The organism is Desulfotignum balticum DSM 7044 (genome assembly GCF_000421285.1).
In the GTDB taxonomy this organism is placed as follows: Bacteria; Desulfobacterota; Desulfobacteria; order Desulfobacterales; family Desulfobacteraceae; genus Desulfotignum; species Desulfotignum balticum.
In genome coordinates, this window is sequence record NZ_ATWO01000001.1 from 771323 (window position 1) to 786741 (window position 15419).

At 53.9% G+C, this 15419-nt stretch carries 14 protein-coding genes; 4 read left to right on the forward strand and 10 right to left on the reverse strand.

What is annotated here, in order from left to right; genetic code table 11:
- The first annotated feature begins 2 nt into the window (after positions 1-2).
- On the forward strand, positions 3-1124 hold the full coding sequence (cfa, locus tag K365_RS0104075; RefSeq protein ID WP_006963883.1) for a cyclopropane fatty acyl phospholipid synthase: 1122 nt from the start codon (positions 3-5) through the stop codon (positions 1122-1124).
- An 8-nt stretch (positions 1125-1132) separates the two neighbouring features.
- On the opposite strand, the gene K365_RS0104080 is transcribed toward cfa, so the two are convergent.
- The 10 genes from K365_RS0104080 to K365_RS0104125 form a co-directional block, all read right to left on the reverse strand.
- Complete coding sequence (locus K365_RS0104080; RefSeq protein ID WP_024333632.1) at positions 1133-1765, reverse strand: response regulator; 633 nt, start codon at positions 1763-1765, stop codon at positions 1133-1135.
- Positions 1758-3899, reverse strand: a complete 2142-nt coding sequence (locus K365_RS0104085; protein WP_024333633.1) for a HAMP domain-containing protein — start codon at positions 3897-3899, stop codon at positions 1758-1760. Before K365_RS0104085 ends, K365_RS0104080 begins: the two co-directional genes overlap by 8 nt.
- 86 nt (positions 3900-3985) lie before the next feature.
- A complete protein-coding gene (locus K365_RS0104090) occupies positions 3986-4738 on the reverse strand; it encodes a DUF547 domain-containing protein (protein WP_024333634.1) in 753 nt (250 codons plus the stop codon).
- 71 nt (positions 4739-4809) lie between these two features.
- Complete coding sequence (locus K365_RS0104095; RefSeq protein ID WP_024333635.1) at positions 4810-5991, reverse strand: THUMP domain-containing class I SAM-dependent RNA methyltransferase; 1182 nt, start codon at positions 5989-5991, stop codon at positions 4810-4812.
- Positions 5992-5998: 7 nt separating this feature from the next.
- Positions 5999-6511: a PocR ligand-binding domain-containing protein gene (locus tag K365_RS0104100; protein ID WP_024333636.1), complete on the reverse strand. Its 513-nt coding sequence runs from the start codon at positions 6509-6511 to the stop codon at positions 5999-6001.
- A gap of 193 nt (positions 6512-6704) precedes the next feature.
- Positions 6705-7064 carry a NifB/NifX family molybdenum-iron cluster-binding protein gene (locus K365_RS0104105; RefSeq protein WP_024333637.1) on the reverse strand — a complete coding sequence of 120 codons (360 nt, stop codon included), beginning with the start codon at positions 7062-7064 and terminating at the stop codon, positions 6705-6707.
- Positions 7065-7073: 9 nt separating this feature from the next.
- The gene (locus K365_RS0104110) at positions 7074-7457 is read right to left on the reverse strand and encodes a NifB/NifX family molybdenum-iron cluster-binding protein (protein WP_006963876.1); all 384 of its coding nucleotides are present in this window, start codon (positions 7455-7457) and stop codon (positions 7074-7076) included.
- A gap of 40 nt (positions 7458-7497) precedes the next feature.
- Positions 7498-8391 carry a 4Fe-4S binding protein gene (locus tag K365_RS0104115; RefSeq protein WP_024333638.1) on the reverse strand — a complete coding sequence of 298 codons (894 nt, stop codon included), beginning with the start codon at positions 8389-8391 and terminating at the stop codon, positions 7498-7500.
- The gene (locus K365_RS0104120) at positions 8388-9251 is read right to left on the reverse strand and encodes an ATP-binding protein (RefSeq protein ID WP_024333639.1); all 864 of its coding nucleotides are present in this window, start codon (positions 9249-9251) and stop codon (positions 8388-8390) included. Before K365_RS0104120 ends, K365_RS0104115 begins: the two co-directional genes overlap by 4 nt.
- 14 nt (positions 9252-9265) lie before the next feature.
- Positions 9266-9655, reverse strand: coding sequence for a response regulator (locus tag K365_RS0104125; RefSeq protein WP_024333640.1), 390 nt, complete (start codon positions 9653-9655; stop codon positions 9266-9268).
- Between the two features lie 381 nt (positions 9656-10036).
- On the opposite strand from K365_RS0104125, the gene K365_RS0104130 reads away from it, so the two are divergent.
- From K365_RS0104130 to K365_RS0104140, 3 genes are all read left to right on the forward strand, one after another.
- Complete coding sequence (locus K365_RS0104130) at positions 10037-11335, forward strand: sensor histidine kinase (RefSeq protein ID WP_006963872.1); 1299 nt, start codon at positions 10037-10039, stop codon at positions 11333-11335.
- A complete protein-coding gene (locus tag K365_RS0104135; protein WP_029724929.1) occupies positions 11332-14826 on the forward strand; it encodes an FAD-dependent oxidoreductase in 3495 nt (1164 codons plus the stop codon). Before K365_RS0104130 ends, K365_RS0104135 begins: the two co-directional genes overlap by 4 nt.
- A 78-nt stretch (positions 14827-14904) precedes the next feature.
- Positions 14905-15387: a hydrogenase iron-sulfur subunit gene (locus K365_RS0104140; RefSeq protein WP_006963870.1), complete on the forward strand. Its 483-nt coding sequence runs from the start codon at positions 14905-14907 to the stop codon at positions 15385-15387.
- Positions 15388-15419 lie beyond the last annotated feature (32 nt).

Sequence of the window (15419 nt, forward strand, 5' to 3'; positions counted from 1 at the left end):
ATATGAACCATGCATCTTCTCAACGACTGGCGACTGATCTGTTCGCCGCTGCCGGCGTCAAAATCAACGGTACAAATCCCTGGGATATTCAGGTGAATCAGGACCTTTTCTTCAAGCGGCTGGTGGCCGGCGGCTCCAAAGCTCTGGGTGAAAGTTATATGGACGGGTGGTGGGAATGCCCCAGACTGGACCAGTTTTTTGATAAAATTTTGCAGGCCCGGCTGGATGAACAGGCCATAAAATCCATACGTGCTGTGTGGTGCCGTGTCAAGGCGATGTTGACGGTATCTCCGGGAAAATTCAGAGCGTTTGAAATCGGCCGGCGGCATTATGATATCGGCAATGAACTGTTTTCGCTGATGCTGGATAAATCCATGAATTATTCCTGCGGGTACTGGAAAAATGCCGACACCCTGGAAGCGGCCCAGGAAGCCAAAATGGAGTTGATCTGCCGGAAGTTGCAGCTGGCACCCGGTATGCGGGTGTTGGACATCGGTTGCGGATGGGGGGGATTGTCTGCGTATATGGCACAAAAATATCAGGTGAGTGTGAAGGGTGTCACCGTGTCAAAAGAGCAGGTGACTTTGGCCACACAACGGTGCCGGGACCTGCCTGTGGAGATCCGGCTCATGGATTACCGGGATCTGAATGAACCCTTTGACCGGATCGTGTCTGTGGGAATGTTCGAGCATGTGGGAAGGGCCCACTACAAAACCTTTATGGCCGTGGTTCACCGGTGCCTGAAGGATCAGGGGCTTTTTCTGCTGCACACCATTGCCGGTAACCGGTCCGTGCGTAGCAGCGACCCCTGGATTTCCAAATACATTTTTCCCAATTCCATGGTGCCGTCCGGCCGCCAGATCACAATGGCGGCGGAAAAATTTTTTGTTCTGGAGGACTGGCACAGTTTCGGTCCTGATTATGATCCCACGTTGATGGCCTGGTATGACAATTTTGTGGCCAACTGGGACAGGATCAAACACCGGTATGACAACCGGTTTTTCCGCATGTGGACCTATTACCTGCTGGCCTGTGCCGGCACGTTCAGGGCCCGGAGCAATCAATTGTGGCAAATTGTATTCTCAAAAGGCGGTGTCCGGCCGACATATACCAGTGTGCGATGATTCAACGGTCAGGGCGCCGGAGGGATCAGCCCTTTGGCCAGGGCATATCGGGTCAGCCCGGCAACGGTCTGTATCCCGAGTTTGGATCTGAGGTTTCTGCGGTGGATATCGATGGTTTTCGCGCTCAACTTCAGGATTTCTGCGGTTTCCCTGGTACTGTGGCCTTCGGCGATATACACCAGTATCTGTTTTTCACGTGGGGTCAGGCAGCTCAGGCGGTCCGGTGAATCTCCCACCAGCAGGTGAGTGATTTCCGGACTTACATATACATGGCCGTCCAGCCCTGCTTTGATGGCAGTCAACAATTCTTTGAAAGAGCAGGATTTGAGCACATACCCGGATGCCCCGGCATTAAGCATGCCTTTGACATAGATTTTTTCCGTATGCATGGACAAGGCGATAATGCGGATTTTCGGATGGATTGCCAGAATTCTTCGGGTGGCTTCCATGCCGTTGAGATCGGGCATACTGATATCCATGAGGATAAGATCCGGGACGGATTTTTCAGCCAAAGAAACCGCCTGAACCCCGTTGGCGGCCCGGGCTGTGACAGTGAATTCGCCGGTCGCTTCCAGGGCTTGACTGATGCCGTGGTGGAATACCCGGTGGTCATCCACGATGATGATGGTTTTTTTATTCATGGATATTCGATCCCCTTTGATTGACCGGCGCGGTCAGCAGAATTTTCGTTCCTTTGCCGGGGGTGGATGTGATGGTCAGGGTGCCGCCGAAATTCTGAATCCGTTCAGACAGGCTGTACAGACCAAACCCGTGATCCTTGGATGGTTTCAATGCCTGAACGTCCATGCCCGCGCCGGCATCTTTCACCTGCAGACAGATGTCCGGATCCGAAAACCACAATTGGATGCTGGCGTTCGGGGTACGGGCATGTTTTCGGATATTGGTCAGCAGTTCATTGACCGCCCGGTACAGGGTCACCTTCAGTGCATGGGGCAGCGGAATGGGATCCGTGACCTGGTTGATGTACCGGTATGCGGTCTTTTCCCGGGCATTGATCTCCTCGATCAGCGCCCCAATGGCGATATCAATGTCAAAGTCATCCAGAATCGGGGGAGACAGTTTGTAAATCAGTGTTCGGATCTCCCGAACCGCCTGTTCCAGAATGGCCTGAATCGCGCGGATCTGGTCCGGCCGGGCCGGATCATCAGATTCCACCAGATCTTTTGTTCGGGAAATGCCCATGGCCAGGGTCTGGACTACGCTGTCATGCAGATCCGACGCCATCATTTTTCGTTCTGTTTCGTCCGAGTGGACCAGGTATTCATTGAGTTGTTTCAGCCGGTCTGCCTGATGAGACAACTCTTGAATATGTTTTTTTTCCCTTTGCTGGGACTGTTGCAGGCGATCGGTCATTTCATTGAAGGCCCGGGACAGTTCCCCGATTTCATCATTGCGGTTTTCCGGGACTTTTTCTGAATACACTTCTTTAGATATCCGGCGTGTCAGACGGGTCAAATGCTGGAGAGGACGGACAAACCGTCTGACCCCTGAATAGCTGCACCCCAAGGCCACAAGAAATATGATACCGGCATAGATCATAAAGCTTTTCAGGATACCTGACAGGTTGTCATCCATGACGTTGCGTGTCTGCTCAATGGAGTCAAGCAGATTGTTTTCGCTGCTTGCCAGCACGATGTGCCAGTTGGTTTGATGAAGGCGGTGGGAGGCCAGAATATAGGACCGGTCCTGGATGGTGAGCGTATCCTGGTATGACGTGGCATTCAAAATCTGCCGCGTAATTTGTTCAATGACAGGCTGCCGGGATTGGGTGAGGTTCAGTGACAGGATATTGTCTGAATATTTGAAATGGCTGATGTCCATGTCCAGGCCAAGCAAGGGCAGCAAGGCGACAGGAAAAGAGATCAACCGGCCCTGTGAATCCATGAGAAGCGCAAAAAAATCGCCGGGGGGGGCATCTGGATTCGATAACAGCGGGTGGCCTTTGTCCAGATCCTGAAACATGTCGGCCAGAGGGATATCCATGCCCGTGACTCCTTTGAGCCGGCCGTTTCCATCCAGTATGGGGGCAACACCCGTCATCATCAGCCCGGGTGCCACATCGTCTTTGTAAGGCCGGGTCCATCGAAACCCGTAGTCCGCTTCGGACTGTTGGGTAAACGTGGTCATGGGTTCACCGTTTCTAAGGTCGAAATCAGCCGGGTTCGGCAGGTTGAAACATGCGTTTCGCATGTCCGGATTCAAGGTATAATATTTCCCGATCCCGGTCCGGGTGATGATATGGGCGGCCATGGCCCGGCGGCAGTTTTTTTTGGCCATGACCAGATACAGATCCATTTCCGCCAGGGCCTGCAGTTCCGATACAATGGGCAAAGACAGCGTCTTATCCCCCCAGAATGCCGTGATAAGCGGGTCGGATTCAGGGGTATACCATATGGCGTTTCCCGGATGATATATCATGGACGGAACCATGGAATGGAAAGCATGACCGGCTGCTAGGCGGGTGTAGATTTCACTGGCTTTCATTCCCAGAAATGTCACGGATGTTTGATAATGTAAAAAAATTTCATCGTATTTTCGGGCTTTTTCCCGGGCCATGCCGGCCAGATATTGATTGGCCATCTGCTTGATTTGTCTGGTATTGGCCGTATCTGCGAACTGCCCCAGATCTTTCAGCGATTGATTGACCAGAAAAAACAACGGGATGGTAAAGATCAGGATGGATAGGACAGAACTGCAGAACAGTTTGATGGAAAGCGGTATTTTTAAAAAAGCGGTCTTTTTTTTCACGGCCATGGCCTGTATTCATACCTCATTCCCATGGGGTTTGCAAGCCATGGAATCCGGTGAATGTCGTTTTCAAAAAGGTCTGAAAACGGGCATCAGCGGTTCAACGTCCAGTCATAATACAGATATTGGATAGAAATTTCGCCGGTGGCAGCGGTGTTATCCAGCGTCTGTTTCAAGGCATCATCTGCATACCGGCGGATGAAGTTTAAGGGATTGTCTGAAAAATCCGCTTCAAACCATTTAAAAATCCGGCTGATAAAAAGGGTGCCGTTTTTTAAAAACGTGTTGCCCGGATGGTTGATGAATCGCCGGGTCTGATCATCCAGGCGGGATTCCAGGGTGTCGCCTTCATAGGGTTCGTTTAAAAGCGGGGGGCAGCTTTTCGCCGCACAATTGATGGCAAAATGCATTCGTGGATCCTTGAACCGGGGCCTGAGAATGTCATGTTCGATATGGTCCAGATTCACCTTGAACCCGTTGAGGGGAATGAATTTTTTACTCCAGGGATTGGAAAAAAAACCGCCGATCTCCTTGATGGAATTGATGCCCGGATACCGGGTCAGAATCAGCTTGATGGTAAATGCGTTGTACGCGTTGATATAAAAGGCGAACTGGTGATGGTGAGATAACGTGCCCGGGTCTGTGGCACTTAAAATGGCCAGGTATTGATCCAGTTTGGCTTCATCCTGTTTGAACCCGTCATAATCCACCCGCCCGTTTTGGACATGGGCTTTAAGCAGTTCGGCCCACAACCGGTTGTCTACGGAATCTGCGGCAACGGATAAATCAGGGGCGGCCAACCCCATTGAAATGATGACAAATATGAAAAAAACCGCCGGTTTCATTCTGCCAGTTAACCACAGTTTTTCAGTAATTGCCACCGGATTTTACGATCTTCAAATGTCATGGCCCGGGGTTAAATCCTGCCGATGCCGGCAGACAGATTCAACCCGCCGTGGAAAAAAGGAAATGGTTTAAGATTGAGATGGTTGAGGTCACTGAATTGCTTACCGGGAAAAATCAGTCCCGCGCGCCAGCCTTTAAAATCCATTGCCAGCTTCCGGGTGATTTCCCGGTAAAAGGCGGTGGTGTCCAGGTGATTTTCCAGGCGCCTTCCATAGGGCGGGTTCAGTACCACAACCCCTTTTTTGCGGGTGAATCGATCCGGACGCAGATCAAAAAAATTGTGTTCAAAAGCGTGCACTTGGGCCAGAAACGCATGGTCGGACAGATTGCGGGTCAAGGCGGCCAGGGCATGCGGATCCACATCAGAGGCAAATATGGAAGCGGCCGTTGAAAACTGCTGTGCCGCCTGTGACCGGGCATGGGCAAAGCCTGCCGGGCTGAAACCGGGCCAGGCTTCACAGGCAAATCGGCGATAAAATCCCGGCGGGATCCGGGCCTGAATCATGGCCCCTTCAATGGCAAAGGTGCCGGACCCGCACATGGGATCCATGAGCACGTCCTGTCCGGTGAATCCGGCTGTATCCAGGATGGCAAAGGCCAGGTTCTCCCGCAGCGGGGCCGCGGTTATCTGTTTTTTGATGCCGCGCTTGAACAGCGGGGGGCCTGACATGTCCAGGGAGATCTCAAACCGGTTGTTTTCAGCCCGGATCATGACCGTCTGTGACGGGATGTCTTTGCCGGAAGAACAAAGATCCGTGTAACCGGGTTTGACGTCTAACGCAGCCCGGATGATGGGGCCGCACCTTTGGGCGATGGCATCGGAATGGTATAACCGGGAAGTATGGGTGGTCACCTGGATGGACGGATCAGTGCCGGCCGGCAGAAACAGTTCCCAGTCAATGTCTGACAGTTTTTTTTCCAGCAAAGAAAAATGGGTGGCCCTGAATCGGGCCAGGCGCATGAGAATTCGGGACGGCGCGCGCAACCACAGGTTGGCCGGGCAGGCATCGGCCAGTTTGCCGGAAAAGTTCACCCCGCCGGGCACCACCTGAATATCGTGAATCCCAAGGTTCAGACGGGTGAGTTCTCTGGCACACACCTGCCGGAGCCCGGGCGGGCATACAGCGAAAAATTCATGGACCCTGGCACTGACACGGCGTTTGACCCGCCTGGCAAAGGCCGAATCCGTCATAAAAGTGTCAGCTTTCTGGGTCGCAGGAATCCAGAATCTGCTGGATCCGTTCCTGGATGAAATCTATGGCTGCCGCAATGGTGCCGGGTGAAACAGGCGGGACATCAGAACCCAGTCGCTTGATTTTTGCTTCATCCATGTCAGCGATTTTGGATACGGCATAACTGTCCACGGCTTCCCCCTCGGGCAGCAGTCCGCATCCCCCCACCACGCCGAGAAATTCATCTTTATAAAAAACAGGGACCACCAGTTTGGTCAAACCGGCGTCACATTCTTCCACCAGGGGTTCACGGGATTTTTTCACCATGGCATTCATGTTCATGTGCGCCGCAGAGCAGATAAAGGTCTGGCCTTTTTCCATGGACTTGATGGCAGGACACAAGGGGTTGGAAAAATTTTTTACCGTGGTGATGCGGGTTCCTTCGGGGTTGAACACAGATCCCTGAAGGTTGAATTTTTCATACAAATCGGTTTCCAGCGCTTCCCATGTTTCCAGAGGACAAATATCTAAAAGGGTCATATCAGATTCCTGAAAAAATTTAGATTATATTCAAGCATGATGTGAATGTCAAACGTATCTGAAACCCCGGGATGGTGACACCTTGTTTTAAGGGGTAAGATAGGAGGGTAAGATGCCACCATCCCGGGGTTCCAGACAGTTTTTTGATGTCGGTCTGGCATCGGACATGCCGATCCATGCCCGGCTTAAGGGTTTACCAGTGACCTTCAGTATTGGCCGCAGTTGAAATCGTATATTCACCCGCCTTGAACCGTTCCACGGCCGATTGAACCGTGCCGCTGACATCGTTGGCCACTTTGATGTTGGCGGCATCCAGTGTTTTAAACGCGTTGGGTCCGCAAAATCCGGTCAGCAGCACCTGGGCCCCTTTTTCGCTGACCGCGGCAGCCGCCTGAATACCGGCCCCTTTAAAGGCGTCCTTGTTGGCGGCGTTATCGATGATTTCCACATCCAGTGTTTCGGAATCCACCACCAGAATATAGGATGCTCTTCCGAAACGCGGGTCCACATCGGCAGACAGATCCGTGCCCGTGGCTGTAATGGCAATTTTCATGAAATCTCCTTATTGTCCGCCACCGCCGCCGCAGACCTGGTCATTGGTGATTTCCGGCAGTTTGCCGGCAATGAGATCCATGACCACCGGCTCGATTTCCGGCCGCTGGTCATCATGGAACACGTCAATGCCCACCTGACGGAATCCCATCAAAGGCCGCATGCCGATGCCGCCCACGATCAGGGCGTTGACCCGGTGTTCCGCCAGTAGATTCACCGGTACCATGCATCCGCCCTGAACATGCTCCTGGTTGTCCAGCGTGGAAACCCCGGTAATTTTGCCGTCTTCCACATCCACAAAGGTAAACACGTCACAATGTCCGAAATGACCGGAACGAGTGCCTTTGAGGCCTCCCTCACCATTGGAGGGAATCGCGATTCTTCCGTTTTTCATACAATCTCCTTCAAACTGATATTTGGTTGTTCATGGTTTATTACATTAACCGTTCTAATTTCATGGCAGGATGCGTCATCACGGTTTCCCAGATGTTTCTGACCGCTTTGGCAGCCGGGCAGGTATCATCATATTCCAACAGCGTCTGAATCTGGATCATGGCTTTGGTAAAAGCCGGATCAAAAGGAATTTTCCCTGCCACCAGAATATTTTTTTCCCGGGCAATGGTTTCGATGGCCCGGGTCTGGTCCAGATTCAGATCAAATTTATTGATGCACACCATGGCCGGGATTTTGAAGTGGGCTGCCAGTTCTCCCACCCGTTTCATGTCATGGATACCCGACACCGTGGGTTCTGCCACGATGAGGATGGCACTGGCCTGACCGATGCTGGCAATGACCGGGCATCCGATGCCCGGAGGGCCGTCCGTGAGAATCAAATCAATATGTGCGTCTCTGGCCCTTTTTTTGGCCTGTTCCCTTACTAAGGCCACCAGCCGGCCGGAGTTTTCTTCAGCAATGCCTAACCGGGCATGGACCATGGGACCGAACCGGGTATGGGACACAAACCACTGGCCGCAGGTTTTCCGGGGAAAATCAATGGCGGATTCCGGGCACATGTCTACACAGACCCCGCAGCCTTCACAGTTCAAGACGTCCACGGTATATTCTCCCTGGTTTTCATCAATGGCATCGAACCGGCACAGTTCCAGACACGTTCCGCAGCCCGTGCACCGGTCCGGGTCGATGACTGCCTCGTTGCCGCCCACAAAATCATGGGTTTCCTGAACATCCGGGGCCATAATCAGGTGCAGGTCGGCTGCATCCACATCAGCATCACAGAGCATCAATGAGGATTTAAGCCCTGCAAATGCGGCGGTCAGGCTGGTTTTGCCGGTGCCGCCTTTTCCACTCAATATCACCAGCTCTTTCATGGGGCACACTTTTCTGAATCTGCCAGAAGGCAGATTTTTTTGTAAAGGGTTTGAAATTTTTCTTTGTAATCTTCCTGCTGTGAGATGATCAGATCGCCTTTGGAATAGGCCTGGGCAATGGCCTTGTCATAGGGAATTTCCATGAGAACCGGCAGGTTTTTATCTTTGGCATAGGCATATACGGCATCATCTCCCATTCCGGCCCGGTTGATGATCAGGCCGTGGGGAATATTCAGCAGCCGCACGGTTTCTACGGCCAGTTTCAGGTCATTGAGTCCGAATGGGGTGGGTTCTGTGACCAGAATGACAAAATCTGTGTCTTTCATGGCGGCGATGACCGGACATGACGTGCCGGGCGGGGCGTCGATCAAGGTGATGCCCTGATCCGGGGCCCGGTGGGATTTGACCTGGCGGATCACGGGCGGGACCATGACCTGGCCGATGTCCAGCAATCCCTGGCCAAAATTCATGTCCGGCAGCGGCACGGTGCCGGTTTCCACGGTGCCTAAAATCCGTTCTTTTTCAGTGACGGCATTTTCCGGACAGATGACCGTGCATCCGCCGCAGGAATGGCACAGTTCAGGAAACGTGACCACGGTGTTTGCCGTGACTGCAATGGCATTGAACCGGCAGATGTCCATACATTTCTTGCAGAACGTGCACCGGTCCAGATCGATTTCCGGCACGGGTGCAATCACTTTTTCCCGGGATTGGATGTCCGGGTGCAAAAATAAATGGAGGTTGGGTTCTTCCACATCACAATCGAGCACCGTGACCGGCTGATTCAATGAAGCGGCCAGATTGGCGGCAACCGTTGTCTTTCCGGTACCGCCTTTTCCGCTTGCAATGCTGATGATCATTTATGATACCTCTTTTAAATTACAATTAGGTTCAGTTTTTTCAAGATGGCCACCAGTTTTTCTCCGGATTCAGCATCCGGGGCTGGTGGCAGCTGCATGAGTACGCCATATCCTTCATACGTCTCATGAAATTCATCTGCAGATAACGTGCTGACTGCAACACAGCTGGTCATGGGACTTGTCATGGTCACTTGTTCCACCAGTTCCCGGCCGGTCATGTCTGCCAGGGTTTCGTCCATGATCACCAGATCAATTTTTTCCCCTTTTTCCCCGGCCCGGGAGATGCGTTCCAAAACGGATTTCCCCGTGTCGATCCACTGAATATCCATTGGAGACTGCTGTAACACCCCTGCCATTTTTTCAAATGTCTGTTTGTCTTTTGCCGCCAGTACCGCGTATATCATGGTTTTTCCTTAAAGTTCTTTATCCTGTTTTTGAACCATACCGGGTTCATTCAACACCCATCCTCACAAAGCAAAGCCTGTGCCATTCAGAGTTTTTTTGCACATAAAACAGTGTTTGTTCGAAATATCAGGCTGTTACCCGGCACGGTACCATTTTTTGCCAGAGGATCGATGAAAAGATGCAGTGCCAAAGTTGCGGTTGTGCGACCTGGAGTGTCGTTTCTGAATCGATCCGATTGAAAGCAGTGATGGTAAGGATGGTTGAATGTGTCGGATAAACTGGCCTGCGGCAACGATAACCGGATATCCCGAGCAAAGCGTTTCTGGCATAATGTTTGCTTTCAATTATACATCAGATCCTGAATTAAGGGAGGTGTCTGGATGTCGGATTCCTGTAAACGTCCGGTGAACAAGGGCTCTGTCCGTGCCGGAACCAGGGAAGAAAGGCTGTGTCAACCCGGGGGTTCATGGACGATCCTGGTGATCGACGATGAAACCGATGTACGGGACGTCATGGTCATCAGCCTGGAAGACGCCGGTTACAGGACCCTTTCCGCGCCGGACGGTGAGACCGGTCTCAGGCTGCTGGAAACCCGGGCACCTCAGATCCTTATCACGGATATCAAGATGCCGGGCATGAGCGGCCTGGAAGTGTTGAAAAAAGCCCACCTGATCCGGCCGGAAACCCAGGTGATCGTCACCACGGGATTTGCGGACATCAAAAAAGCGATCACCGCATTGCAGTACGATGCATCTGATTTCATTACCAAACCCGTGGACGACACCACATTGCACCTGGCCTTGAAGCGGGCCATGGAGCGGTATCAAAATCAGAAGGAACTGGCGGATTACACGCGGCTTCTGGAACAGACCGTCCTGAATCAGGAAAAGATTCTGCACCAGGAAAAAATGATGTCTTTAGGCCGCCTGGCCGCCAGTATGGTCCATGAGATCAACAACCCGCTGTCCGGGATTCTGAATTATATCACGCTGATGATCCGGCTGGTGGAAAAACCGGGATGGGACGGGGCCGGTCAAAACCGTTTTAAAGAGTATCTGACCATTATTCATCAGGAAACCCGGCGCTGTGCCGACTTGGTTTCCGGACTGCTGCAGTTTTCCAGAAAATCCAGCCTTCAATTCAAACCCGTGGATATCTGCGAGCTCATCGAGTACAGCCGAATGCTGTGCAACCACAGGCTGGAACTGGCGGATATCGTTCTTAAAATTACCTGTGAGCCGACAATTCCAAAGGTGTTGGGCGATATCAACCAATTGCAGCAATGTGTGATCAATCTGATTTTCAATGCCATTGACGCGATTGAAGGAACGCATCCGGCAGCATCGGACAGTATGAAGGAGCCGTCTCTCACGGCCCGGCCGGCGGGCCGGATCCGGATCAAGGCAGATATCGAGGATGCGGACCATCAGGTATGTATCCGGGTGTCGGATGACGGTAAAGGCATCTCTCCCGGGGATCTGCCCCGCATTTTTGAGCCGTTTTTCACCACCAAACAGGACGGTCACGGTGTGGGCTTGGGCTTGTCCACGGTGTACGGCATCATTGAACACCATAACGGCACTATTAGCGTGGACAGTGAGCCGGGACAGGGAACCTGTTTCACCATCCGATTGCCTGCGTTAGATGAAACCACAAAAACAAAGGAATCAAATTCATGATACCTGACTATTTGCCAGTACGTGTGGGGGTTTATATCTGTCACTGCGGCGTGAACATCGCCGGAAAAGTGGATGTGGCAGATGTCAGTGAATGGGCCGGATCCCTGCCCCATGTGGTCGTTTCCAGGGACTACAAATTCATGTGTTCCGAGCCGGGTCAGGCCATGATTGAAACAGACATCAAAGAATATGGACTGAACCGGGTGGTGGTGGCCTCCTGTTCTCCGAGGCTGCATGGGAAAACCTTTATGGAAACCTGCCGGAGAGCCGGGATCAATCCGTATTATTTTAATATGGCTTCGGTCAGAGAACAGGTGTCCTGGGTAACCAAAGACCGGGACCGGGCCACCCGCAAGGCCCGGCGCCTGGTGGCGGCGGCCGTGAACCGGGTGGCCTGTCATCAGCCGTTGACCACGGGCCTGTCCAAGGTGCATCCGGATGTGGCCGTCATCGGCGGGGGCATTGCCGGGATGCAGGCAGCCATCGATATCGGCAACGCCGGGCTTAAGGTACATCTCATTGAAAAAGACAGCACCATCGGCGGCCACATGCTCCAGTTTGACAAAACCTTTCCCACCCTGGACTGTGCCGCCTGCATCGGTACGCCCAAAATGGTGGAGGTGGCCCAGAACTCAAATATCGATCTGCACACCTTCAGCCGGGTAACGGAAGTGACCGGGTTTGTCGGCAATTACACGCTGGATATCACGGAAAAACCCCGGTATGTGAATGCGGATCTGTGCACGGGATGCGGCGAGTGCGCCACGGTGTGTCCCGTGTCCATTCCCAGTGCCTGGGACATGGGATTGTCGAACCGAAAAGCCATTGGCAGAAGTTTTCCCCAGGCCATTCCCATTACGTTTCAGATCGAAAAAAATCAGACCGCGCCGTGTACCCGGACCTGTCCGGCCGGCATCAATGTCCAGGGATATGTGCAGCTGGCCAAACAGGAAAAATATGATCAGGCCCTGGCATTGATCATGGAAAAGGCCCCGTTTCCAGGGGTCTTAGGCCGGGTGTGCCCCCATCCCTGCGAAACGGCCTGTGCCCGGGGAGAAACAGACAAACCCGTGGCCATCCGCCTGCTCAAACGATATGTGTCCGACATGGCCGGACCGGATGCCCGGCAGATCCCGGGCATTGAGGATCGGGAAGAAAAAATCGCGGTGATCGGGGCCGGACCGGCCGGCTTGACGGCGGCCTATTTTCTGCGGCTGAAAGGCTACCGGGTCACGGTATTTGAGGCATCCGGTCAGGCCGGTGGCATGCTTCGCACGGGGATCCCTGCGTATCGCCTGCCCAGGAATATACTGGATCAGGAAATCCGGTACATCCTGGACCATGGCATCGACCTGAAACTGAATGCCTGCCTGGGAACAGAGGTGGACCTGGCAGGTTTGAAAGAGCAGGGCTTTTGTGCCTTTTACCTGTCCACGGGGGCTCATCGCTCCCTGAAACTGGGCCTGGAAGGCGAAGACACTTTTTCCGGGGTCATGGACGCGACCGCGTTTTTAAGACAGATCAATCTGGGAGAAGACACGGCCTGTCACGGCAAGGTCCTGGTGGTGGGCGGCGGCAATGTGGCGATGGATGCGGCCCGGTGCGCCCGGCGGATTCCCGGATGTGAGGTGACCCTGGTCTACCGCCGCACCCGGGAAGAGATGCCGGCCTATGCCGATGAAATTCAAGGGGCCCTCCAGGAAGGGATCACCATTTTAGAGCTGGCCAGTCCGGTCCGGCTGGAAGTGGATCAGGGAAAGCTCACACAGGTGGTGTGCCTGAAAAATGAACTGGGACCGCCGGATGCTTCCGGACGGCGGCGGCCCTTGCCCGTAGAAGGATCGGAATTTGTCCTGCCCTGTGACACCCTGATCCCGGCCATCGGCCAGTATCCGGATGACCTGGGCATGGATGGGCTGCCCGGGATCGAGATCACGGGCCGAAACCGGGTCAAGGTGGATGGCATCACGTTTCAGACCGGTGAACCCGGCGTGTTTGCCGGCGGCGACCTGGTCCTGGGGCCGGCCACCGTGGTCCAGGCCGTCGGCCAGGGCCGTGCCGCAGCTGACTATATCCATGAATTTATCCAGGATCCGGCCCGGTTTGAACCGGGGGCTGATACGGGCATGGCGGATGCATCCGTCACCGGACCTGCGGACATCACGGGGGCTGACTGGAACACGGCTGACGGGGCAGCGCGTTTCTCTGAAAACAGCTCCGGAAAAAGTGCTTCGAACGCTTTCACATCCGAGTCCCCGGGTGCCGTCCCCCGGGCCGAGCCCGCCTGGATGGACCCGGATCAACGGATATCAGGGTTTGACGAGGTGGAAGCCTGCCTCACCCCGGACCAGGCCCTGGCAGAGGCGGGCCGGTGTCTTAACTGCGGGATCTGCTGCGAATGTAAAGCGTGTGTGGCCGCCTGTGAACGGGATGCCATTAACCATGACATGAAAGAAAAACACTATCAGATCCAGGTGGGCAGCATCATTCTGGCCACAGGCTATGACACCCTGGACCCGACGGCCATGACCCGGTTCGGTTACGGCCGGTACCCCAATGTGTACACGGCCCTGGAGTTCGAGCGATTAAGCAATGCCACGGGTCCCACGGGCGGACAGATCCTGATGCGCGACCATGACCGGACATTCACACGGCCTCCCAGGTCCGTGGCCATTGTGCATTGTGTGGGGAGCCGGGATGTGAATTTCCATGAATACTGCTCCCGGGTCTGCTGTATGTATGCGTTGAAATACACCCACCTGATCAAGGAGAAAGTGGGCCATGACACAAAGGTGTATGATTTTTATATTGACATGCGCTGTTTCGGCAAAGGGTATGAAGAGTTTTACAACCGGTGCCAGCAGGAAGGGACCGTTTTCATCCGGGGCAAGGTGGCCCATATCACGCATCAGCCGGGGAGTGACGGGGAAACGGAGAAACTGGTGGCCGTGGCCGAAGATACCCTGATGGGAGAGGTGATTGAAGTGCCCGTGGACATGGTGGTGTTGTGTACGGCCATCCAGGCCCGGCATGATGCGGGAGAGATCGGCCATGTCCTGGGGCTCAACCAGGGGGCGGACGGGTTTTTCCTGGAGGAACATCCCAAACTCGGGCCCGTGAATACATCCACGGAAGGCGTGTTTTTAAGCGGGTGCTGCCAGAAACCCATGGACATTCCGGACACCGTGTCCCAGGCATCCGGCGCTGCGGCCAAGTCCTTGTCCCTGGCGTCAAGGGGCCAGGTGGAGATTTCTCCCACCGTGGCCAGCATTGATCCGGATATCTGTGCCGGATGTCAATTGTGTCTGGTGCTGTGCCCCTATGGAGCCATTGAATTTGATGAAGACCGGCAGGTGTCCGTGGTCAATGAAGCCGTGTGCAAAGGATGCGGTTCCTGTTCCGGGGCCTGTCCCAGCGGTGCGGCTGTGAGCCGTCATTTTACCCGAAAACAGATGTTTGCCGAAATCAGCGGTGTGCTGGCGGAATTGTGAATCTGCCGGTATTCATTGCCAATGACTATTAGACTGTTTAATTATTTGACTGTTTGATCATTTCAACAGGAGGACCCCATGACCCAGACCGTAATGGAACCATCACAGGCATCACCCGCTAAAAATCCATCTTTGGCCAAAGATGCGTTCGAACCCGTGCTCATTGCATTTGTGTGCAACTGGTGCACCTACACGGCTGCGGACCTGGCCGGCACCTCCCGTCTGACCTATCCGGATAATGTCCGGCTGGTGCGGGTCATGTGTACGGGCATGGTGGATCCCCAGTACGTGATCAAGGCGTTTCTGGAAGGGGCTGATGCCGTGCTGGTATCCGGGTGTCATCCCGGAGACTGCCACTATATCAATGGGAATTATAAAGCCCGGCGCAGGATTTTGTTGCTGAAACAGATTCTGCCCCGATTCGGCATCGATGCGAAAAGGCTTCGGCTGACCTGGATCGGGGCCAGCGACGGGATCGAATTCGCCCGGACCATGACCCGGTTTGTGAAAGATATCAAAGAGATAGGGCCGTGTCAGGCCCGGCTGCAACCGGCCATCTGAACACCAGGCACCCATTGTCCAATACCACAGGA

Coding starts and splice junctions, on each gene's coding strand:
- cfa (WP_006963883.1), top strand. CDS start 3: ATGAACCATGCATCTTCTCAACGACTGGCGACTGATCTGTTCGCCGCT.
- K365_RS0104080 (WP_024333632.1), bottom strand. CDS start 1,765: ATGAATAAAAAAACCATCATCATCGTGGATGACCACCGGGTATTCCAC.
- K365_RS0104085 (WP_024333633.1), bottom strand. CDS start 3,899: ATGGCCGTGAAAAAAAAGACCGCTTTTTTAAAAATACCGCTTTCCATC.
- K365_RS0104090 (WP_024333634.1), bottom strand. CDS start 4,738: ATGAAACCGGCGGTTTTTTTCATATTTGTCATCATTTCAATGGGGTTG.
- K365_RS0104095 (WP_024333635.1), bottom strand. CDS start 5,991: ATGACGGATTCGGCCTTTGCCAGGCGGGTCAAACGCCGTGTCAGTGCC.
- K365_RS0104100 (WP_024333636.1), bottom strand. CDS start 6,511: ATGACCCTTTTAGATATTTGTCCTCTGGAAACATGGGAAGCGCTGGAA.
- K365_RS0104105 (WP_024333637.1), bottom strand. CDS start 7,064: ATGAAAATTGCCATTACAGCCACGGGCACGGATCTGTCTGCCGATGTG.
- K365_RS0104110 (WP_006963876.1), bottom strand. CDS start 7,457: ATGAAAAACGGAAGAATCGCGATTCCCTCCAATGGTGAGGGAGGCCTC.
- K365_RS0104115 (WP_024333638.1), bottom strand. CDS start 8,391: ATGAAAGAGCTGGTGATATTGAGTGGAAAAGGCGGCACCGGCAAAACC.
- K365_RS0104120 (WP_024333639.1), bottom strand. CDS start 9,251: ATGATCATCAGCATTGCAAGCGGAAAAGGCGGTACCGGAAAGACAACG.
- K365_RS0104125 (WP_024333640.1), bottom strand. CDS start 9,655: ATGATATACGCGGTACTGGCGGCAAAAGACAAACAGACATTTGAAAAA.
- K365_RS0104130 (WP_006963872.1), top strand. CDS start 10,037: ATGTCGGATTCCTGTAAACGTCCGGTGAACAAGGGCTCTGTCCGTGCC.
- K365_RS0104135 (WP_029724929.1), top strand. CDS start 11,332: ATGATACCTGACTATTTGCCAGTACGTGTGGGGGTTTATATCTGTCAC.
- K365_RS0104140 (WP_006963870.1), top strand. CDS start 14,905: ATGACCCAGACCGTAATGGAACCATCACAGGCATCACCCGCTAAAAAT.